The sequence below is a fragment of the Thermocrispum agreste DSM 44070 genome, from assembly GCF_000427905.1.
GTDB classification, from domain to species: Bacteria; Actinomycetota; Actinomycetes; order Mycobacteriales; family Pseudonocardiaceae; genus Thermocrispum; species Thermocrispum agreste.
Genome location: NZ_ATYX01000006.1, coordinates 168,662 through 188,188 on the forward strand (window position 1 = coordinate 168,662; position 19,527 = coordinate 188,188).

Below are 19,527 nucleotides of genomic sequence, written 5' to 3' on the forward strand. Positions count from 1 at the left end.
TCCGGGTCATGATCGGCTGACCATGCCGCGGGCGATCAGCTCGACGGTGATCAGCACCGCGATGGCCTGGACCGCCAGGACGCCGATCAGCACGAGCAGCTGCGCGGCGCCGGCGTCCGCCGGGCTCGCGCCGCCGAGCAGGACGCCGACGTAGGCGCCGGGCAACGTGACCAGGCCGACGGTGCGCGTCTGGTCCAGCGACGGGATCAGCGCTTCCGCGGCAGGCTGCCTGGCCACTTCCAGTGCGGCGCCCCGGGGCATGAAGCCGAGCGCCAGCGCTGCTTCGTACTCCCCGCGCCGGGCCTCGAGCTCGTCCAGTGCCCGCCGCCCGGCCAGCGTCGTCGCGGTCATCGCGTTGCCGATGAGGATGCCTGCGATGGGGATGACCGCGATGCCGGACAGCGGGACCAGGCGGGTGGCCAGTGTCAGCGTGAGCACCGGGGCGACCCCGCACACGATGGGCACGGCCAGCCAGAACGCGGTGAAGGTCCTGGTGATGCGGCGGGAAGCGGTCACCGTGGCGGCCACGAGCATGATCACCACGAACACCGCCCACCAGCCGGTGGTGAGCAGGAACGTGATGACCCCGGAGACGGCGGCCAGCTGCCCGGCCGCGCGCACGCCTGCCAGCAGCGGGGCCCTGGCGGGCCCGAGCCCGCCTGCCGCGGTGACCACCGCCGCGACGGTGGCCAGGATCACCAGGACGACAACGAGCGTTATGTTGAGGGGAACCACGGCGGACGACACGGCGCTGAGTGTGCCCGGCCGGGGCGAGCATCACCCGTTTGCGGGTACGGTGTGCCTGCCGGTCGTTAGCACAAGCAACAGTACCGCGTCGAATTGGCCGTAAACTGAAGGTGTCTGGTCGCTGGGTGGTTCCGAGCCGGAGGAGGTGTCCGTGGGCCACGCCGAGGATCGTCGGTTCGCGGTGTTGCGGGCAATCATCGCCGACTATGTGGCCACTCAGGAGCCGGTGGGGTCGAAGGCCCTGGTGGACAGGCACAATCTCGGCGTGTCGAGCGCGACGGTGCGCAACGACATGGCCGTCCTGGAAGAGGAGGGCTACATCACCCAGCCACACACCAGCGCCGGGCGCATCCCCACCGACAAGGGCTACCGGGTCTTCGTCGACCGGCTGTCGGAGGTCAAGCCGCTCAGCGCGGCCGAGCGCCGCGCCATCAAACAGTTCCTGGACGGCGCCGTCGACCTCGAGGACGTGCTGCGCCGCTCCGTGCGGTTGCTGGCCCAGCTGACCCGGCAGGTCGCGGTGATCCAGTACCCGATGCTGACCAACTCCACCGTCCGGCACGTCGAGGTCGTCCCGCTCACCCCCGCCCGGCTCATGCTGGTGCTGATCACCAGCGTCGGCCGCGTGGACCAGCGCACGGTCGAGCTGGGCGACGTGATCAGCGACGACGACATCGCCGCGATGCGCAACGAGCTGAACGAGTCGCTGGTGGGGCAGAAGCTGGCGGACGCCGCGTCCACGGTCTCCGGCCTGCCGGACCGGGTGCGCCCGGAGATCCGCGAGCACATGACCCGGATCGCCACGGTGCTGATCGAGTCGCTGGTCGAGCACCCGGAGGAGCGGCTGGTGCTGGGCGGCACGGCCAACCTGACCAGGAACGTCTCGGACTTCCCCGGCTCGTTGCGCCAGGTGCTGGAGGCGCTGGAGGAGCAGGTGGTGGTCCTCAAGCTGCTGGCCGCGGTGCGCGGACCCGGTGTGCTGAACGTGCGTATCGGCGAGGAAAATGAAGACGAGCAGATGCGCACCACGTCCGTGGTGTCGATCGGGTACGGCACCGGGGACACGTTGTTCGGCGGCATGGGGGTGGTCGGCCCGACGCGGATGGACTACCCGAACACCATCGCCGCGGTGCGTGCCGTGGCCAACTACGTCGGCCAGATCCTCTCCGGCCGGTGAGCAGCGGGATGCGCGAAGCTGGGTAGCGGCGCTGAGCAGAGGCGTTAGGGAGCACGGTGGCGAAGGACTACTACGGCATCCTCGGGGTGTCCAAGAACGCTACGGAGCAGGAGATCAAGCGGGCCTACCGCAAGCTGGCCCGCGAGCTGCATCCGGACGTCAACCCGTCGGAGGACGCCCAGCACCGCTTCGCCGAGGTCACCCAGGCTTACGAGGTCCTGTCCGACCCGCAGAAGCGCAAGATCGTCGACCTCGGTGGTGACCCGCTGGACAACGGCGCGAGCGCCCGCGCGGGCATGCGCGACCCGTTCGCCGGGTTCGGCGGCCTGAGCGACATCATGGACGCCTTCTTCGGCACCGGTGGGGCGGCGACCGGTCGCGGCCCGCGCAGCCGGGTGCAGCCGGGCTCCGATGCCCTCATCCGGATCACCTTGACGCTGGAGGAGTGCGCCACCGGTGTCACCAAGGAGATCGCGGTGGACACCGCGGTGCTGTGCGACGAGTGCAAGGGCTCGGGCAGCCGGTCCGGCTCGCAGACCGTGACCTGCGACACCTGCGACGGCCGCGGTGAGATCCAGACGGTGCAGCGGTCGTTCCTCGGCCAGGTGATGACCACCAGGACGTGTCCGGTCTGCCAGGGCTACGGCGAGATCATCGCCGACCCGTGCGGCAAGTGCGGCGGCGACGGGCGGGTGCGCGCTCGCCGGACGGTCACCGCGAAGATTCCCGCCGGGGTCGGCGACGGCATGCGCATCCGCCTGGCGGGGCAGGGTGAGGTCGGTCCGGGCGGCGGCCCGGCGGGCGATCTGTACGTGGAGGTGGACGAAGCGCCGCACGACGTGTTCGTCCGGCAGGGCCACGACCTGCACTGCCACGTGCGCATTCCGATGACCACGGCGGCGCTGGGCGCCACGGTGCCGATGGAGACGCTGGTCGACGGGGTGCACGAGCTGCGCCTGGACCCGGGCACGCAGCCGGACACCGAGGTGGTCGTTCCCGGTCTCGGCATGCCGAAGCTGCGTTCCTCCGGGCAGTCCGACGGGCGTGGCGACCTGCACGTGCACATCGACGTCGAGGTGCCGACGAAACTGGACGAGCAGCAGCGCAGGCTGCTGCAGCAGCTGGCTCAGCTGCGCGGCGAGGAGGCGCCGTCGCTGACCTCCAACGGCGCCAAGTCGGGCGGCCTGTTCTCCCGCCTGCGTGCCAAGCGCTGAAGGCGCCGTGTCCCATGACCCCACCGCTGTTCCTCGTCGAGGAGCTTGGCGAGCCCGCGGACGGCGCGGAGCTGACGCTGACCGGCGACGAGGCCCATCACGGTGCTTCGGTGCTGCGGCTCAAGCCGGGCGAGGCCGTTCTGGTCGGTGACGGCGCGGGCGCCGTGGCGGAGGGCACGGTCGCGGCCGTTCGCCCCGGCCGCGACGCCGTCGTGACGGTGATCGTGCGCCGGCGATGGGTGGAGCCGGAACCCGCGCTGCGTTTCACGGTGGTGCAGGCCCTGGCGAAAGGGGACCGCGGGGAGCTCGCGGTCGAGCAGGCCGCCCAGGTCGGTGCGGACGCGGTGATTCCGTGGCGCGCGGCCCGCTGCGTGGCGCGGTGGGACGAGGGGCCGCGCGGTGCCAAGGCGCTGGCCAAGTGGCGATCCGTGGCGCGGGCGGCCACCAAGCAGGCCAGGCGGCCGCGGCTGCTGCACGTGGCCGAACCGGTCACCACGCGCGAACTGCTCGGCCTGGCGTCCTCGGCCGCGCTGACCGTGGTGTTGGAGGGCGATGCCGAGCGGGCCTTCGCCGACCTGCCCTGGCCGGAGCGGGGCGAGGTCCTGCTGGTCGTCGGTCCGGAAGGGGGCATCACGCCCGAGGAGCGCGCCGCACTGGCGTCCGCGGGGGCCGTGGAAGCCCGCCTCGGGCCGTATGTGCTGCGCACGTCGACCGCGGGGGCGGTCGCGGTGAGCGCGGCGGCGACGCTGACCAAGCGCTGGAGGTGACCGGCGCCGGAACCGCCCAGAACGGGCCTTCGGTGACGAATTGCCCTTCAGCTATGGCGACCGCAGGCTAACGGTGCTTAAAATTGAGGTTGCGGGAGTCACCGGTCGCTGACCCCGCGAACAGAAGACTCCGCCGGACACCTCCCCCCTCGGTCCGGCGGCGCCGCGGGAGGCGGTGGAGCGACCCCCAGGTTCCACCGCCCCGCGGCCTCTTCCCAGCGTTGTCGTTCTCCCTCTCAGCTGGCCGTTCCACCAGGGCGGCGCAGCATGCCGGCGATCGTCGCGCGCATCGTGTCCTCGCCCTTGCGCGGGTCGCGCTGTGCGCGGTCGCGGGAGACAGCTGACCGGTCGTCGGCATGCGGCGGGTGGCTCGTAGTCTGATCGGCATGAGCGACAGCGAGACGCTTTTCGAGCGCATCATCGCCAGGGAGATCCCGGCCGACATCGTGCACGAGACGGACACCACGCTGGCCTTCCGCGACATCAATCCGCAGGCCCGGGTGCACGTGCTGGTGGTGCCGAAGAAGCGCTACCGCAACGTCGGCGAGCTGGCCGCCGAGCCGCAGCTGCTGGCCGACGTGCTGGCCACCGCCCGCAAGGTCGCCGAGCTGGAGGGCATCGCCGACAGCGGCTACCGGGTCGTTTTCAACACCGGCCCGGACGCCGGCCAGACGGTTTTCCACGTGCACGCGCACGTGCTGGGAGGCGAGCCGCTGGGCCTGTTCGGACGTCCCGGGGGAAAGTGAGCTGCGCACCCGGGGAGAAATTCGTTAGCATCGGTGCCACCAACCCGTCCGTCGAGCAGCAGAAGAAGGCAGGCCAGAGGCCACGTGGCCGAAACCGCAGAAGGCGTTCCCAGATCCTCGTCACCAGCGCAGTCCCGGTTCCCGATACCCGCTGCGATCGCTCTCAACCTGCTTGGTTCCGCCGACGAGAACCTCATCGCCATGGAGGAGTACCTTGCCGCGGACGTGCACGTGCGCGGCAACGAGGTCACCCTCACTGGCAGCGCGGCGGACGTGGCGTTCGCCGAGCGAGTGTTCAGTGAGCTGGTCGAGCTGGCAGGCAAAGGTCAGCAGGTCGGGCCGGACGTGGTGCGTCGCACCGTGGGCATGCTGGCCAACGGCGTGTCCGAGGACGAGTCGCCCGCCGAGGTGCTCAGCATCAACATCCTGTCTCGGCGCGGCCGCACCATCCGACCGAAGACGCTGAACCAGAAGCGTTACGTCGACGCCATCGACGCGCACACGGTGGTGTTCGGCATCGGCCCGGCGGGGACCGGCAAGACGTATCTGGCGATGGCCAAGGCGGTGCAGGCGCTGCAGGCCAAGGACGTCAACCGGATCATCCTGACCAGGCCCGCGGTGGAGGCGGGGGAGCGGCTCGGCTTCCTGCCCGGCACGCTCTACGAGAAGATCGACCCGTACCTGCGGCCGCTGTACGACGCGTTGCACGACATGGTCGACCCGGATTCCATCCCCGGGCTGATCCAGGCGGGCACGATCGAGATCGCGCCGCTGGCCTACATGCGCGGCCGCACGCTCAACGACGCGTTCATCATCCTGGACGAGGCGCAGAACACCACGCCGGAACAGATGAAGATGTTCCTCACCCGGCTGGGCTTCGGCTCGAAGATCGTGGTGACCGGCGACGTCACGCAGACCGACCTGCCGGGGGGCCAGGAGTCCGGGCTGCGCGTGGTGCGGGAGATCCTGGAAGACGTCGATGACGTTCACTTCTCGGTGCTGACCAGCGACGACGTGGTGCGGCACCAGCTGGTCGGCCGCATCGTGGACGCCTACGAGAAGTGGCAGGTCGGCCGCCGGCAGCAGGCGGAGCGGCGCCGTCGGCGCTGACGGTGCCGACGGTGGGAGACACGGACGAACCATGAGTATCGAGCTGGCCAACGAGTCGGGTATCGCGGTGGACGAGGAGTCGATCGTCTCCATCGCGCGTTACACGCTGGACCGCATGCGCGTCAGCCCGCTGGCCGAACTGTCGGTGCAGCTGGTCACCCTCGAGGTGATGGAGGACCTGCACCGGAGGTGGATGGACCTGCCGGGGCCGACCGACGTGATGGCCTTCCCGATGGACGAGCTGGACACGCGGCGGCCGGACGCCCCGGAGCCGTCCCCGGCGGAGGCACCCGCCCTGCTGGGTGACGTCGTGTTGTGCCCGGAGTTCGCCAAGGAGCAGGCCCGCAAGGCCGGGCACTCGTTGTCCGACGAACTGCACTTGCTGACCGTGCACGGCGTGCTGCACCTGCTGGGTTACGACCACGCGGAGCCGGACGAGGAGCGGGAGATGTTCGGCCTGCAGAACCAGATCCTGGCCGACTACCGGCGGGCAGTGGCCGAGGCGAAGCGGCGCAGCGTGCAGCGGGACGCCGACGAGAAGCTGCTCGGCGTGGTGGGGCTGGACGACGAATCGGGCCGTCAGGAGCCCTGATGGCCTCGTCAGCGGCGTTGCTCGTCGTGGCAGGCGCGCTGATCCTGCTCGCAGGCGTGTTCGCCGCCGCGGACTCGGCCGTCAGTGTGGTCTCCAAGGCCAGGGTCGCGGGCATGGTCCGGGCCGGGCGCAGCGGCGCCCGTCAGCTCGCCGCGGTGGTCGAGGACCGGACCAGGCACATCAACCTGCTGCTGTTGCTCCGGCTCGGCTGTGAGCTGACCGCCACGGTGCTGGTCACTGTGGTGCTGCTGCGCTGGATCGAGTCGGAGTGGCTGGCCGTGCTGGTCGCCGCGGCGGTGATGCTGGTGATCAGCTACGTGCTGGTCGGTGTCGGGCCGCGCACCATCGCCCGTCAGCACCCGTACGGGGTGGGCTCCGCGCTGGCCGGCCTGGTGCGGCTGCTTGGCTTCCTGCTCGGCCCGCTGAGCAGGCTGCTCATCTGGCTGGGCAACGCGATCGTGCCCGGCGGCGGATTCCGGGAGGGGCCGTTCACCAGCGAGATCGAGGTGCGCGAGATCGTCGACCTGGCCAGGGAACGCGGCGTGGTGGAGGACTCCGAGCGGGCGATGATCCACTCGGTGTTCGAGCTGGGGGACACGCTGGCCCGTGAGGTGATGGTGCCGCGCACCGAGATCGTGTGGATCGAGCGGACCAAGACCGTGCGGCAGGCGCTGGCGTTGTCGCTGCGCACCGGCTACAGCCGGATTCCGGTGATCGGGGAGAACGTCGACGACGTGGTCGGCGTGGTGAACATCAAGGACCTGGTGCGGGCGAGCATGACCGAGGGCGGCAGCTCCCGCCCGGTGTCGGAGGTGATGAACCCGGCGTCGTTCATCCCCGACTCCAAACCGCTGGACGACCTGTTGCGGGAGATGCAGGTCTCGCGCAACCACGTGGCCATCGCGGTCGACGAGTACGGCGGCACCGCGGGTCTGGTCACGTTGGAGGACATCGTGGAGGAGATCGTCGGCGAGATCACCGACGAGTCCGACACCGACGAGCGGCCGCCGGTCGAGCACCTGGCGGACGGCGCGGTGCGGGTGTCCGCCAGACTGGGCGTGGACGACCTGGGGGAGCTGTACGGGATCGACCTGTCCGACCACGACGTGGACACCGTGGTCGGGCTGCTGGCCGAACGGCTGGGGAGAGTGCCGTTGCCCGGGGCCGAAGCGGAAGTCGACGGCCTGCGGCTGCACGCCGAAGGCGGCAAGGACCATCGTGGCAGGATGCGTATCACCACCGTCGTGGTCCAGCCGACCGCGCGGGAATCCTCGGCCACGACGGCCCCGGCGGAAACGGAGCGTGCATGACGACCACGATCGACGACCTGGATTCCGAGGACGCCAAGCTGGTGACGCTGGCCCGCTCTGCGCGGGCGCGCACCGGCGCCGCGGAGGGCGCGGCGGTCCGGGACACCATCGGCCGCACCTACGCCGCGGCCACCGTCGAGCTGCCGTCGCTGTCGGTCACCGCGCTGCAGGCGGCGGTCGTCGCGGCGGTGTCCAGCGGCGCGGACGGCATCGAAGCCGCGGTGATCGTGGGGGAGTCCGCGGAGATCACCGCCGCGTCCGCGTCCGCGGTGCGCGATCTGACCCCCGACGCGCCGATCTACCTGGTCGACCCGTCCGGCACCGTGGTGGACAAGACGCCATGAGCGAGCCGCACCGGTCGGGTTTCGCCTGCTTCGTCGGCAGGCCGAACGCGGGCAAGTCGACCCTGACGAACGCGCTGGTCGGCGAGAAGGTGGCGATCACCTCCACCAAGCCGCAGACCACCCGCCACGCCATTCGCGGCATCGTGCACCGCCCGGACGCCCAGCTGGTCGTGGTGGACACGCCGGGGCTGCACCGGCCGCGCACGCTGCTCGGCCAGCGGCTCAACGACGTGGTGCGCGCCACCTGGTCGGAGGTGGACGTGGTCGGGTTCTGCATCCCGGCCAACGAGAAGATCGGGCCCGGTGACCGGTTCATCGCCGCGGAACTGCGCAAGGTGGCCAAGCACACCCCGGTGATCGGCATCGTCACCAAGACCGACCTGGTCAAGCCGCCGCAGATCGCCAAGCAGCTGGCGGCGATGGCGGAGCTGATGGACTTCGCCGAGCTGATCCCGGTGTCGGCGCACGAGGGCTTCCAGGTGGACCTGCTCGCCGACCTGCTGATCGAACGGTTGCCGGAGGGGCCGCAGCTGTACCCGGACGGCGACCTGACCGACGAGCCGGAGCAGACGCTGGTGGCCGAGCTGATCCGGGAAGCGGCCCTGGAGGGGGTGCGGGACGAGCTGCCGCACTCGATCGCGGTGGTGGTCGAGGAGATGCTGCCGCGCGAAGGCCGTGACGACCTGATCGACGTCTACGCGGCGCTGTACGTCGAGCGGCCGAGCCAGAAGGGGATCATCCTGGGCCGGGGCGGCAGCAGGCTGCGGGAGGTCGGCAGCACCGCGCGCAAGCAGATCGAGCGCCTGCTGGGCACCAAGATCTACCTCGACCTGCACGTGAAGGTGGCCAAGGACTGGCAGCGCGACCCGAAGCAGCTGCGCAAGCTCGGGTTCTGACCGGCGGGTGGCATGCTGCGCGTCGGCGGGCGGGCTCGTCGGCGGGTGGTGGGATGATGACGGGGTGGCCAACCTCTACCGTGACACCGGCGTGGTCCTGCGCGTGCACAAGCTGGGGGAGGCCGACCGGATCATCACGCTGCTGACCCGCAGGAACGGCAAGGTTCGGGCGGTCGCCCGCGGGGTGCGGCGTACCACGTCGCGGTTCGGTGCACGGCTGGAGCCGTTCTGTCACGTCGACGTGCAGTTCTATCCCGGGCGCTCGCTCGACGTCATCACCCAGGTGCAGACCGTCGACGCGTTCGCGCAGGGCATCGTCTCGGATTATCCGCGCTACACCGCGGCCGCCGCGGTGGTGGAGACGGCCGACCGGCTGGCGGCGGAGGAACGCGAGCCTGCCACCCGGTTGTATCTGCTGGTGGCGGGTGCGCTGCGGGCGTTGTCGGCGGGGGAGCGGGATCCGTCGCTGGTGCTCGACGCGTTCTTGCTGCGTGCCATGGCGTATGCCGGCTGGGCGCCCGCCATCACCGAGTGCGCCCGGTGCGGGGAGCCGGGGCCGCATCGTGCGTTCAGTGTCCCGGTCGGCGGGGTGGTGTGCGCCGGGTGCCGCCCAGCGGGGGCCGTGTCGCCGTCACCGGAGGTGATCCGGCTGCTCGGTGCGTTGTTGCACGGCGACTGGGAGGTCGCCGAACGCTGTCAGCCGTCGGCCCGGCGTGACGTGAGCGGCCTGGTCGCCGCGCACCTGCAGTGGCATCTGGAACGTCAGCTACGCTCGCTTCCGCTGGTGGAACGCAGAGCGGGAGGCTGAGAACGTGCGGGGTAAGGCACGGTTGGAGCCCATTCGCGAAACGCGGAAGCCGGATCCGCATCCGTCCGGCGCCCGGCCGCCGGAGATCCCGCCGGAGTTGATCCCCCGCCATGTCGCGCTGGTGATGGACGGCAACGGCCGGTGGGCCAACAAGCGCGGCCTGCCCCGCATCGAGGGGCACAAGCGCGGCGAGGCCGTGATGATCGACGTGGCCAGCGGCGCGGTGGAGCTGGGCATCAAGTGGCTGACGGTGTATGCGTTCTCCACCGAGAACTGGAAGCGCAGCCCGGAGGAAGTGCGCTTCCTGATGGGTTTCAACCGGGACACCATCCGCAGGCAGGTGGATTACCTCGGTTCGATCGGGGTGCGCATCCGCTGGGCGGGCCGGGCGCCGCGGCTGTGGCGCAGCGTCATCAAGGAGCTGCGGATCGCCGAGGAGCGGACCCGGTTCAACACCAGGATGAACATGACCATGTGCGTCAACTACGGTGGGCGGGCGGAGATCGTCGATGCGGTGCGCCGCATCGCGGAGGAGGCCGCGGCGGGCCGGATCGACCCGAGGAAGGTCACCGAGCGTACCGTGGCGAAGTACCTCTACCAGCCGGAGATGCCCGACGTGGACCTTTTCCTCCGACCGTCCGGCGAGCAGCGCACGTCGAACTTCTTGCCGTGGCAGTCGGTGTATGCCGAGATGGTGTTCCAAGACACCCTGTTCCCTGATTTTGACCGCACCCACCTGTGGCAGGCGTGCCTGGAGTATGCCCGGCGTGATCGGCGGTTCGGGGCAGCGCGGGATGCCGTTGCGGAGCCAGCCCGACAGACCGGAGAACCATGAGCACCGAGGCCGTTGACACCGCAGAACTGCTGACCAACGCCAAGACGGCGCTGGAGCGCTACCTGGAGGTCAAGGTCGACGACGACGGCGCGTTGACCTTCCAGCACTCCGATGTGCCGTGCGCGGTGCAGGCGGTGCGGCTGGCTGAGGGCTTGACGGTGTTGAGCCTGACGTGTGTGGTGGCCTGGGACCTGCCGGACGACCCTGCGTTGGCGGTGGCGGCGGCCGAGCGGGCGGGCCAGGGCTTGTTCGGCACGCTCGGCGTGGTGCACACCGACACCGGGTTGGACGTCACGCTGCGCTACGCGTTCCCGGCCGACGGGCTGGAGCCCACGCCGCTGGGGACGCTGTTGATGCTGGTGGTGTCGACAGCCTCGCGGCTGCGCGCCGACTTGCTCGCGCTGGTCGAGAATCGCTGAGCGCAGAAGGCATCGTGGCGGGCCGGGCGCAAGCCGTGGCGGCGCGAGTGGCGACGGACGTGTCGTCCGGCTGCACAGAAGGGGAGAATTCGCGCCACTCGTGACACTGATTGTCGATTTCGACTAGGTGGGCTGGCACGATCGTCGACCGTGAACGCAGAACGCGCACATGTTTCCGGTGCGGAGCCCGGCCGGGGGCTCGAGCGTGCCGAGCGGCCGGCGCGGCCTGCCGCGCCCTCGGGCGTCGCTGATCGGCGGGGGCCGGGTGGCCGCGAGGTTCGGCCGCCGCGGCGCCTGCGCATCACGTCGATGGAAGTGCTGTGCGTGCTGTTGGTGGCGGCGCTGCTGGTGCGGCCGCTGCTGCGTGACGGGCTGGCCGGCTATCCGCGGCTGAGCACGGCCGCCACCGTGTTCGTCGCCATCTGCGTGCAGGCGCTGCCGTTCCTGGTGCTCGGGGTGCTGCTGTCCGGTGCGATCGCCGCGTTCGTCCCGGCTCGCGTGCTGCAGCGGGCGCTGCCACGCAGCAGCGTCGGGTCCGTGGGGGTCGCGGGGGTCGCGGGGGTGGCGTTGCCGACGTGTGAGTGCGCGGCGGTGCCGATTGCCCGCAGGCTCATCGCGCGCGGGGTCGTGCCGGCGGCGGCGTTGACCTTTCTGCTTGCCGCGCCGGCGGTGAACCCGGTCGTGATGGTGGCGACCGCGGTGGCATTCCCGGGGGAGCCGCTGATGATGCTGGCGCGTTTGGTGGCGTCGCTGGGGACCGCGGTGCTGGTCGGGCTGCTGTGGGCCCGGTTCGGCAAGCTCGACTGGATCGTCGAGCGAGCCCGGCAGCGCGTGGCCGATGTGGTAGCGGGGCGGCGCTGGCGGGCGTTCACCGAGACGGCGCGTGCCGACCTGGTGGACGCGGGCGGCTTCCTGGTGCTGGGCGCGGCGATCGCCGCGGCGATGAACGTGCTGATCCCACCGGGCTGGTTCGCGTTCCTGGGCGAGCAGGTGGTGCTCGGCGTGCTCGTGATGGCGGTGCTCGCGGTGTTGCTGGCGCTGTGCAGCGAGGCCGATGCGTTCGTCGTGGCTTCCCTCGCCGGCTTGCCACTGCTGCCGAAGTTGGTGTTCCTGGTGGTCGGCCCGGCGGTGGACGTCAAGCTGATCAGTCTCCAGGCGGGGACGTTCGGGCGCCCGTTCGCGCTGCGGTTCGCTCCGCTGACGTTCGTGGTGGCCATTGCCTGTGCGGTCGCCGCGTGGTGGGTGGTCCTGGGAGGCAGCCGATGAGGCGGGAGACGGCCAATGTCCTGTTGCTGTTGCTCGGTGGCTGCTTGCTGAAGCTGGCCTGGACCGGCGACTACCTGCGGTACGTCAAGCCGCAGCATCGCTGGTGGCTGGTGGGCGCCGGCCTGGTCGTGGTGGTGTTGGCCGCGGTGGCGATCTGGCGTGACATGCGCGCCGCCCGCCCGGCCGGCGGAGGGGGCGGTGGTGCAGGCGCTGTTGGTTCGGCGCGGATGGAGGGCGATGGCCATTCCGGTGCCCCGGCAGGAGCAGACCACCACGCCCGTGCCGACTCCTCGGTGGATGACCACGGCCATGCTCATGGCGGTGGCCGGAGCGCATGGCTGCTGTTGGCGCCGGTGCTCGCCGGGCTTCTGGTCGCTCCGCCTGCGCTGGGTGCCGACTCGGTGTCCCGGTCGCTGGAAGCGGGCGGAAGGCAGGTCGACCCGGCGCAGGTCGAGGCGTTCTCGGCGTTGCCGGCGGACGAAGTCACCACGCTGCCGCTGTCGCAGTTCCATGCCAGGGCGGTCTGGGGCGAGGGGAAGACGCTCATCGACCGGCGAGTGCGATTGAGCGGCTTCGTCGTGCGCGAACGCGGGCGCACCTACATCGCGCGGGTGGTGATCAGGTGCTGCGCGGCCGACGGCTATCCGGTGCCGGTCCGCCTGGTCGGCGATTCGGAGATGCTGCGGGGATTGGGGCAGGACGAGTGGATCGAGGTGGTCGGGCGGTATCGCCCGCCGTCGCGTCCGTCGTCGGTGACCACCCCGGACCTGACGGTGGAGGAGCTCAGGCGAATACCGGAACCTGCCGATCCGTACGAGTACTGAAGCGTGCGCCGCGGACCGGAAGCGTGCGCCCCGGGTCGGCGACACTGCCAGCAGTCCGGCGGGGAGGGGAGGGAGGGGAGGGGCCCCAGAGGCGGATGACTTTCCATCGGCGCGATGTCGACGCCTTGCGGCGGACATGGCGGACAGTGCCCGGGCGGCGTGACTTCCACGCATTGCGGCTGCCGCGGCGACGTGTCCCGGCCGCTGCGATCACGTACGCGGCTGGCACTGCTCATCGGGTCGGGCATCGCGCTGCCGATTCCGGCCGGGGTGCTACCCGGACCGCTCAGGGCAGGCCGTGCGCCCGCCGTGCCGTCCGCGATTACCGCCGGTTCCGCGCCTCTCCAACCAGCGCACCCAGGCTGCCGCGTCCGCGGCGAGTCATTGCCCGGGTTCCTGCCAGCGACGTTCGGGCAGGGATGCCGGTGCCGAATGCCCTCCCGGGGCGCTACGACTTGGCGGCGTTGCAGTCCGCACAGGTGCCGACGATCTCCACGGTGTGCCGCAGGTTCACGAAGCCGTTGCTGGCCGCGACCGACTCCGCCCAGCGCTCCACCACGGGCTCCTCGACCTCCACCGTGTAGCCGCACTCCCGGCACACCAGGTGGTGGTGATGGTGGTCGGAGCAGCGGCGGTAAATGACCTCGCCGGACTCGGTGCGCATGGTGTCCACCAGCCCGGCGTCGGACAGCGACTGCAGGGTGCGGTAGACGGTGGTCAGCCCGATGGTGTCGCCGCGCCGCCGCAGCTCGTCGTGCAGTTCTTGCGCGGAGCGGAAGTCGTCGATGTTCTCCAGCAGCTCCACCACGGCAGCACGCTGCCGCGTCGCCCGCCTGCCGGGCACCGGGCTCGCCTTGGTCATCGACCCTCCTCCTGCACGTGCGCCACGGCGTCCACGACGATGTGGGCCAGGTGGTCGTCGGCCAGCCGGTACAGCACCTCGCGCCCACGCCGCTCGCCACGCACCACGCGCGCGGCCTTCAGGACGCGGAGGTGTTGGCTGATCAACGGTTGCGCGACACCGAGCGCGTCGACGAGTTCGTGCACGCAGCGCTCGCCGGCCCGCAGCTGCAGGACGATCGCGATCCGCACCGGCGCGGCGAGCGCGCGCAGCAGCTCACCGGCGGCGGCCAGCGTCTCCGCAGGCAGCGGCGATTCCGCGGACGCCGACGGGCGGTCGGCCGCGTGGGTGAGCGTCTGCATGCACCCCATGGTAGACGCCGCGCGACGAAGGTGGCCGTGGCTGCCGGGCGGCCCCGGCGCCGCCGGCCGATGCCACTTGGTGACCGGCTCCCGGCTCCGGCAGGAAGCGGCGGACGCGCGCGGGAAGCGGCCCGGCGGCGGAAGCGCCGAGCCGACGCCACGCGTGCCGCACACTGGTCCGGCAGCCGGTGCCGGGTGCCCGCATACGGCCGGGCGGGGGCCGACGTGGTGGCGGCGGTGCGCGCGGCCTGCTGGGTGCCCGCATACGGCCCGGCGGGGAGTACCGCGCCGGTGCCATGCGCCGCACGTGGTCGTCCGGGTCCCGCGTGCCCATGCCGCTGGGCACGTCTGCGGCCCCGGCTGGCTTCATCCGTTCGGGGAATGGATACCCTGGGCTTTACTCCACGACCAGTTCGACACATGCGGAGATCCAGTGGCCACCGATCGCCTCGAGACCATCGTCAGCCTGTGCAAGCGCCGGGGGTTCGTCTACCCGTGCGGTGAGATCTACGGCGGCACCCGGTCGGCGTGGGACTACGGCCCGCTGGGGGTGGAGCTGAAGGAGAACGTCAAGCGCCAGTGGTGGAAGGCCATGGTGCAGGGCCGCGAGGACGTCGTCGGCCTGGACTCGTCGGTGATCCTGCCGCGCCAGGTGTGGGAGGCGTCCGGCCACGTGGCGGCGTTCGTCGACCCGCTCATCGAGTGCCTGTCCTGCCACCGGCGCTGGCGTGCCGACCAGCTTGCGGAGGAGTACGCCGAGCGCAGCGGCAAGGAGATCGCCCCCAACGACGTCTCGGACGTCCCGTGCCCGAACTGCGGCACGCGCGGCCAGTACACCGAGCCGCGCGAGTTCAACGGCCTGTTGCGCACCACCGTGGGGCCGGTGGAGTCCGAGGAAGGCCTGCACTACCTGCGCCCGGAGACCGCGCAGGGCATCTTCATCAACTTCTCCAACGTGCTGACCACGGCCAGGATGAAGCCGCCGTTCGGTATCGGCCAGATCGGCAAGTCGTTCCGTAACGAGATCACGCCGGGCAACTTCATCTTCCGCACCCGCGAGTTCGAACAGATGGAGATGGAGTACTTCGTCGAGCCCGGCGAGGACGAGAAGTGGCACCAGTACTGGATCGACGAGCGGATGCGCTGGTACACCGACCTGGGCATCAGCAAGGACAACCTGCGGCTGTACGAGCACCCGAAGGAGAAGCTGTCCCACTACTCCAAGCGCACCGTCGACATCGAGTACCGCTTCCAGTTCTCCGGCCAGGAGTGGGGTGAGCTGGAGGGCATCGCCAACCGCACCGACTTCGACCTGACCACGCACTCCAACCACTCCGGGGTGGACCTGTCGTTCTTCGACCAGGCGTCCAAGGAGCGGTACCGCCCGTTCGTCATCGAGCCCGCGGCCGGTGTGAACCGGTCGATGGTGGCGTTCCTGCTGGACGCCTACACCGAGGACGAGGCCCCGAACGCCAAGGGCGGGGTGGACAAGCGCGTCGTGCTCAAGCTCGACCGCAGGCTCGCTCCGGTGAAGGTCGCGGTGCTGCCGCTGTCCAGGAACGCCGACCTCAGCCCGAAGGCGCGCGACCTGGCTGCGGTGCTGCGCAAGCACTGGAACGTGCAGTTCGACGACGCGGCGTCGATCGGCAAGCGCTACCGCAGGCAGGACGAGATCGGCACCCCGTTCTGCGTGACGGTGGACTTCGACACGCTCGAGGACCAGGCCGTCACGGTGCGGGACCGGGACACCCTGGAGCAGGAGCGGGTCTCCATCGACCAGGTCGAGTCCTACTTGGCCGCGCGCCTGGTCGGCTGCTGATTCGTGACACGAGTGCGACGCTGGATCGTCCGGGGCGTCGTGGGGGCGCTCCTGGTCGGCCTGCTGGTGCTGGGCGGCACCGCGTTCCGGGTGTGGCAGGTCGCCCGCATCGACGACCGCACCCCGGCGGACGCCATCGTGGTGCTCGGGGCGGCCCAGTACAACGGCCGCCCGTCACCGATCTTCGCCGCGCGCCTGGCGCACGCCCAGCAGCTGTACGAGCAGGGCGTCGCCGGCCGCATCGTGACGCTCGGCGGCGGTCAGGCAGGGGATGCCACGACCGAGGCGGAAGCCGGTGCCCAGTGGCTGGTCGACCACGGCGTACCGCGGGACGCGGTCTCGGCGCTCGGCGAAGGCACGGACACGCTGGGCAGCGTGCAGTCGTTCGTCGCGTCGGCGCGTGAGACCGGCATCCGGTCCGCGGTGATCGTCAGTGACCCGTGGCACTCGCTGCGGGCCCGCACCATGATGCGCGACCTCGGCATCGACGCCTGGACCTCGCCGACGCGCAGCGGCCCGATCGTGCAGACCCGTCGGACGGAACTGCGCTACATCTGGCGTGAGACCAGGGCGTTGCTGTTCTACCGCTTCGTCACGTCGCCGACGGACGTCGTCAGCGGCTCCAGCTTGGACTGATCACGCGGCGCGCTCCTAGTCTGGTCGCATGTACACCGAGCACGACCGGGCCAGGCGGTATCCCGAGCCGCCCAAGGGCGCGGTACCGGAGGGGGCGCAGGACACGCGAGGGCCGTTCGCCCGCGACCGGGCCCGTGTGCTGCACAGCGCGGCGTTGCGGCGGCTGGCCGGCAAGACGCAGGTGGTCGGGCCGGGGGAGGGGGCCGAGGTGTCCGGTGTCCCGCGCACCCGGCTGACCCACTCGCTGGAAGTCGCGCAGATCGGCCGCGGGATCGCCACCGACCTGGGCTGTGATCCCGATCTGGTGGACCTGGCCGGCTTGGCGCACGACATCGGGCATCCGCCGTTCGGCCACAACGGCGAGAAGGCACTGGACGAGGTCGCGGCCGACATCGGCGGCTACGAGAGCAATGCGCAGACGCTGCGCATCCTGGTCCGCCTCGAACCGAAGCACCTGCGCGACGACACGCCGGTCGGGTTGAACCTGACCAGGGCGAGCCTGGACGCCACCAGCAAGTACCCGTGGCCGCGCAGGTCGGGCGAGCGCAAGTTCGGGGTGTATCCGGACGACCTGGACACCTTCCGTTGGGTCCGCGAAGGCGCCCCGGAGGGTGAGCGCTGCATGGAGGCCCAGATCATGGACTGGGCCGACGACGTCGCCTACTCGGTGCACGACGTCGAGGACGGCGTGCTCGCCGGGCGCATTTCCATGGCCGTGCTGGCCAGCCGGGACGAGCGGGCAGCCATCGCGGAGCTGGCCGCCAAGCACTTCTCCCACCTGGACGTCGCCACTTTGGAGGCCGCCGCGGTCGGGCTGCTCGAGCTGCCCGCGGTCGCCGAACTGGCCAGGTCCGGGTGCGACTTCTCGCCCCGGGCCATGGTGGCGCTCAAACGGATGACGTCCGAGCTGGTCGGCCGCTTCGCCACCGCCGTGGTGGCTCCGACGCGGGCGGCCCACGGCGACGGGCCGCTGTGCCGGTACGCCGCACGGCTGGAGGTGCCGGACCAGGTCGCCGCGGAGGTCGCGCTGTTGAAGTCGCTGGCGCTGCGGTACGTGATGAGCGACCGGCGCCGTCTCGCGGTGCAGGAGGGACAGCGGGAACTGCTCATGGAGCTGGCCACGGTGCTGGCCGAACGCGCGCCCGAGTCGCTGGACGCCTTGTTCGTGCCGGACTGGCAGGCGGCTGGTGACGATGCCGCCCGGCTGCGCGTGGTGGTCGACCAGGTGGCCACTTTGACCGATTCGCAAGCCGTGGCGTGGCACGCCTGGCACACTGGGCGGCATGGCTGACCCACCCGCCGAGCGCAGGCATCTGCAGTTCACCCTGGATCTGCATCGGGTCATCGGTGCCGGTGGCGGCACCGTGTGCTTCTCGCCGTACTCGGTGGAGAGCGCGCTCGGCATGGTCTACCAGGCGGCGCGCGGCGCGACCGCGGAAGAGCTGCAAGGTCTGCTGGACCCGGACGCCACCGACATCGGCAAGCAGGTGGAGTTGCTGCGCACGGCGGCGGTGCTGTCCTCGGGTCGGGGCGGCGACCAGCCCGTGCTCGAGGTGTCCAACACGCTCTGGGCGTGGGAGCAGCTGCCGCTCAACGAGTCGTTCACCGTGGAGCTGGCCGGATGGCCGGGGGCGAAGGTCGCCACCGCGCCGTTCGTGACCGACCCGGAAGCGGCTCGCCGCGCGATCAACGACGACGTCGCGAGAACCACCAGGAACCTGATCACCGATCTGGTGCCGGAAGGCGCGGTGGACTCCTCCACCGTGGCCAGCCTGGTCAACGCGCTGTATCTCAAGGTGGGGTGGCGGCATCCGTTCGCCGAGCACGAGACCGCCGAGGAACCGTTCGCCACGCCGTCCGGGGAGCGCCGGGTGCCGATGATGCACCAGGTGGACAGATTCGGCTACGCCAGCGCGGCGGGCTGGACCGCGGTGAGCCTGCCCGCGGCCGGCGGCGTCGAGGCGGTGGCGTTGTTGCCCGACGGGGAGCTGACGGAAGCGGAAGCCCACACCGATGCGGCGACCCTGGCCGCCGTGCTGAGCGAGCTTCGCGCGCGACGGGTCTCGCTGTGGCTTCCGCGGCTGCGGGTGAAGACCAACGTCGGGTTGACCGACGTGTTGAGCACCCTCGGGGTGCGGACGCTGTTCACGCCGCAGGCCGACCTCAGCGGGCTGTCCAGCGATCCCCGGTTGACGGTGTCGGACGCTCTGCACGAATCGGTGCTGCGGGTCGACGAGAAGGGCCTGGAGGGTGCCGCCGCGACCGCCATGATGGTCCGGATGACCTCGGTGATCGTCGAAAGCCCGGTCGAGGTCCGTTTCGATCGGCCGTTCTTGCTGCTCGTTCGCCACGCGGCCTCCGGGGCGGTGTACTTCGTTGCGCGGGTGGCCGACCCCGGCTGACGGCCCCGGCTCGCGCCTGTCAGGTCGCGCTCCGGCGTGCTGACCGGCGCCAGAGCGGGTATCGGCGGGAGCCCGGCCCATGGGCGCCCAGTCGCCGTCCGGCGTGCTTCGGGCGGACGTGGGCGGCTGGCTGCTCGGTCCACGTGAATGCGGGTCCCGGCCCGTCGAGTCCGGCGGTGTGGGCAGGCGGCACAGCGCAGGTGGATGCAGGCCGCTGAGTTCCATGGCGTCGGTGGACGACGCGGCCGGCGAGTCCGGCCGAGCTGGTGCGGCCACCGGCGCCGGGTGCAGCCCAGGCAAGGTCGATGAGCCGTCTTGTCGTCGATGGCCGGGCCGCGGCTGGTCAGGTCCTCGCGGCGTGCCCGTCGGCCGCTGCCGGTGACGTGTCGTCATACGCCCAGCCACGAGTCTC

General features: G+C 71.0%; 21 protein-coding genes. 18 read left to right on the top strand and 3 right to left on the bottom strand.

Annotated features, from left to right (window positions below):
- Window positions 1–6: 6 nt before the first annotated feature.
- A complete protein-coding gene (locus tag YWY_RS0102940) occupies window positions 7–747 on the bottom strand; it encodes an ABC transporter permease (protein WP_211227465.1) in 741 nt (246 codons plus the stop codon).
- Between the two features lie 151 nt (window positions 748–898).
- Between YWY_RS0102940 and hrcA the strand changes: the two genes are divergently transcribed.
- The 14 genes from hrcA (at window position 899) to YWY_RS0103010 (ending at window position 13,055) form a co-directional block, all read left to right on the top strand.
- On the top strand, window positions 899–1,924 hold the full coding sequence (gene hrcA, locus YWY_RS0102945; RefSeq protein WP_028846392.1) for a heat-inducible transcriptional repressor HrcA: 1,026 nt from the start codon (window positions 899–901) through the stop codon (window positions 1,922–1,924).
- Window positions 1,925–1,980: 56 nt separating this feature from the next.
- Window positions 1,981–3,138 carry a molecular chaperone DnaJ gene (gene dnaJ / locus YWY_RS0102950; protein WP_028846393.1) on the top strand — a complete coding sequence of 386 codons (1,158 nt, stop codon included), beginning with the start codon at window positions 1,981–1,983 and terminating at the stop codon, window positions 3,136–3,138.
- Window positions 3,139–3,152: 14 nt separating this feature from the next.
- The gene (locus YWY_RS0102955) at window positions 3,153–3,905 is read left to right on the top strand and encodes a 16S rRNA (uracil(1498)-N(3))-methyltransferase (RefSeq protein WP_038044345.1); all 753 of its coding nucleotides are present in this window, start codon (window positions 3,153–3,155) and stop codon (window positions 3,903–3,905) included.
- Window positions 3,906–4,291: 386 nt separating this feature from the next.
- On the top strand, window positions 4,292–4,651 hold the full coding sequence (locus tag YWY_RS0102960; RefSeq protein WP_028846395.1) for a histidine triad nucleotide-binding protein: 360 nt from the start codon (window positions 4,292–4,294) through the stop codon (window positions 4,649–4,651).
- Between the two features lie 84 nt (window positions 4,652–4,735).
- On the top strand, window positions 4,736–5,761 hold the full coding sequence (locus YWY_RS0102965; RefSeq protein WP_169725207.1) for a PhoH family protein: 1,026 nt from the start codon (window positions 4,736–4,738) through the stop codon (window positions 5,759–5,761).
- Window positions 5,762–5,792: 31 nt separating this feature from the next.
- Entirely contained in the window at window positions 5,793–6,353 is a 561-nt protein-coding gene (gene ybeY / locus YWY_RS0102970) for an rRNA maturation RNase YbeY (protein ID WP_028846397.1), read from the top strand.
- On the top strand, window positions 6,353–7,663 hold the full coding sequence (locus YWY_RS20000; RefSeq protein WP_051309596.1) for a hemolysin family protein: 1,311 nt from the start codon (window positions 6,353–6,355) through the stop codon (window positions 7,661–7,663). The genes ybeY and YWY_RS20000 overlap by 1 nt, the downstream gene beginning before the upstream one ends.
- 8 nt (window positions 7,664–7,671) lie before the next feature.
- Window positions 7,672–8,007, top strand: a complete 336-nt coding sequence (locus tag YWY_RS0102980) for a hypothetical protein (RefSeq protein WP_028846398.1) — start codon at window positions 7,672–7,674, stop codon at window positions 8,005–8,007.
- Complete coding sequence (gene era / locus YWY_RS0102985) at window positions 8,004–8,903, top strand: GTPase Era (protein ID WP_028846399.1); 900 nt, start codon at window positions 8,004–8,006, stop codon at window positions 8,901–8,903. Before YWY_RS0102980 ends, era begins: the two co-directional genes overlap by 4 nt.
- 64 nt (window positions 8,904–8,967) lie before the next feature.
- On the top strand, window positions 8,968–9,711 hold the full coding sequence (gene recO / locus YWY_RS0102990; protein ID WP_028846400.1) for a DNA repair protein RecO: 744 nt from the start codon (window positions 8,968–8,970) through the stop codon (window positions 9,709–9,711).
- A gap of 4 nt (window positions 9,712–9,715) precedes the next feature.
- Complete coding sequence (locus tag YWY_RS0102995) at window positions 9,716–10,546, top strand: isoprenyl transferase (protein ID WP_028846401.1); 831 nt, start codon at window positions 9,716–9,718, stop codon at window positions 10,544–10,546.
- Entirely contained in the window at window positions 10,543–10,965 is a 423-nt protein-coding gene (locus YWY_RS0103000) for a hypothetical protein (RefSeq protein ID WP_028846402.1), read from the top strand. Before YWY_RS0102995 ends, YWY_RS0103000 begins: the two co-directional genes overlap by 4 nt.
- A 309-nt stretch (window positions 10,966–11,274) precedes the next feature.
- The gene (locus YWY_RS20005) at window positions 11,275–12,231 is read left to right on the top strand and encodes a permease (RefSeq protein WP_084608868.1); all 957 of its coding nucleotides are present in this window, start codon (window positions 11,275–11,277) and stop codon (window positions 12,229–12,231) included.
- Window positions 12,228–13,055, top strand: a complete 828-nt coding sequence (locus YWY_RS0103010; protein ID WP_028846403.1) for a TIGR03943 family putative permease subunit — start codon at window positions 12,228–12,230, stop codon at window positions 13,053–13,055. The genes YWY_RS20005 and YWY_RS0103010 overlap by 4 nt, the downstream gene beginning before the upstream one ends.
- A gap of 448 nt (window positions 13,056–13,503) precedes the next feature.
- Here the strand turns inward: YWY_RS0103010 and YWY_RS0103015 are convergent, their stop codons facing one another.
- Together YWY_RS0103015 and YWY_RS20010 are read right to left on the bottom strand one after the other, a co-directional pair.
- Window positions 13,504–13,917 carry a Fur family transcriptional regulator gene (locus YWY_RS0103015; protein WP_038044346.1) on the bottom strand — a complete coding sequence of 138 codons (414 nt, stop codon included), beginning with the start codon at window positions 13,915–13,917 and terminating at the stop codon, window positions 13,504–13,506.
- The gene (locus YWY_RS20010) at window positions 13,914–14,258 is read right to left on the bottom strand and encodes an ArsR/SmtB family transcription factor (protein WP_038044347.1); all 345 of its coding nucleotides are present in this window, start codon (window positions 14,256–14,258) and stop codon (window positions 13,914–13,916) included. The genes YWY_RS0103015 and YWY_RS20010 overlap by 4 nt, the downstream gene beginning before the upstream one ends.
- Window positions 14,259–14,691: 433 nt before the next feature.
- On the opposite strand from YWY_RS20010, the gene YWY_RS0103025 reads away from it, so the two are divergent.
- Genes YWY_RS0103025 through YWY_RS0103040 form a run of 4 tightly spaced genes read left to right on the top strand, consistent with a single transcriptional unit; the run spans window position 14,692 to window position 19,115 of the window.
- Window positions 14,692–16,077: a glycine--tRNA ligase gene (locus YWY_RS0103025; RefSeq protein ID WP_028846405.1), complete on the top strand. Its 1,386-nt coding sequence runs from the start codon at window positions 14,692–14,694 to the stop codon at window positions 16,075–16,077.
- 12 nt (window positions 16,078–16,089) lie between these two features.
- The gene (locus YWY_RS0103030; RefSeq protein WP_028846406.1) at window positions 16,090–16,713 is read left to right on the top strand and encodes a YdcF family protein; all 624 of its coding nucleotides are present in this window, start codon (window positions 16,090–16,092) and stop codon (window positions 16,711–16,713) included.
- 28 nt (window positions 16,714–16,741) lie between these two features.
- A complete protein-coding gene (locus YWY_RS0103035; protein WP_028846407.1) occupies window positions 16,742–18,004 on the top strand; it encodes a deoxyguanosinetriphosphate triphosphohydrolase in 1,263 nt (420 codons plus the stop codon).
- On the top strand, window positions 17,997–19,115 hold the full coding sequence (locus YWY_RS0103040; RefSeq protein WP_028846408.1) for a serpin family protein: 1,119 nt from the start codon (window positions 17,997–17,999) through the stop codon (window positions 19,113–19,115). Before YWY_RS0103035 ends, YWY_RS0103040 begins: the two co-directional genes overlap by 8 nt.
- Window positions 19,116–19,527 lie beyond the last annotated feature (412 nt).

Excerpts from the sequence above, each read along its gene's own strand:
- YWY_RS20000 (WP_051309596.1), top strand. The coding sequence starts at position 6,353 with ATGGCCTCGTCAGCGGCGTTGCTCGTCGTGGCAGGCGCGCTGATCCTG.
- YWY_RS0103040 (WP_028846408.1), top strand. The coding sequence starts at position 17,997 with ATGGCTGACCCACCCGCCGAGCGCAGGCATCTGCAGTTCACCCTGGAT.
- YWY_RS0102960 (WP_028846395.1), top strand. The coding sequence starts at position 4,292 with ATGAGCGACAGCGAGACGCTTTTCGAGCGCATCATCGCCAGGGAGATC.
- YWY_RS0102955 (WP_038044345.1), top strand. The coding sequence starts at position 3,153 with ATGACCCCACCGCTGTTCCTCGTCGAGGAGCTTGGCGAGCCCGCGGAC.
- ybeY (WP_028846397.1), top strand. The coding sequence starts at position 5,793 with ATGAGTATCGAGCTGGCCAACGAGTCGGGTATCGCGGTGGACGAGGAG.
- YWY_RS0103000 (WP_028846402.1), top strand. The coding sequence starts at position 10,543 with ATGAGCACCGAGGCCGTTGACACCGCAGAACTGCTGACCAACGCCAAG.
- YWY_RS20010 (WP_038044347.1), bottom strand. The coding sequence starts at position 14,258 with ATGCAGACGCTCACCCACGCGGCCGACCGCCCGTCGGCGTCCGCGGAA.
- YWY_RS20005 (WP_084608868.1), top strand. The coding sequence starts at position 11,275 with ATGGAAGTGCTGTGCGTGCTGTTGGTGGCGGCGCTGCTGGTGCGGCCG.
- era (WP_028846399.1), top strand. The coding sequence starts at position 8,004 with ATGAGCGAGCCGCACCGGTCGGGTTTCGCCTGCTTCGTCGGCAGGCCG.
- YWY_RS0103010 (WP_028846403.1), top strand. The coding sequence starts at position 12,228 with ATGAGGCGGGAGACGGCCAATGTCCTGTTGCTGTTGCTCGGTGGCTGC.
- YWY_RS0103035 (WP_028846407.1), top strand. The coding sequence starts at position 16,742 with ATGTACACCGAGCACGACCGGGCCAGGCGGTATCCCGAGCCGCCCAAG.
- YWY_RS0103015 (WP_038044346.1), bottom strand. The coding sequence starts at position 13,917 with ATGACCAAGGCGAGCCCGGTGCCCGGCAGGCGGGCGACGCGGCAGCGT.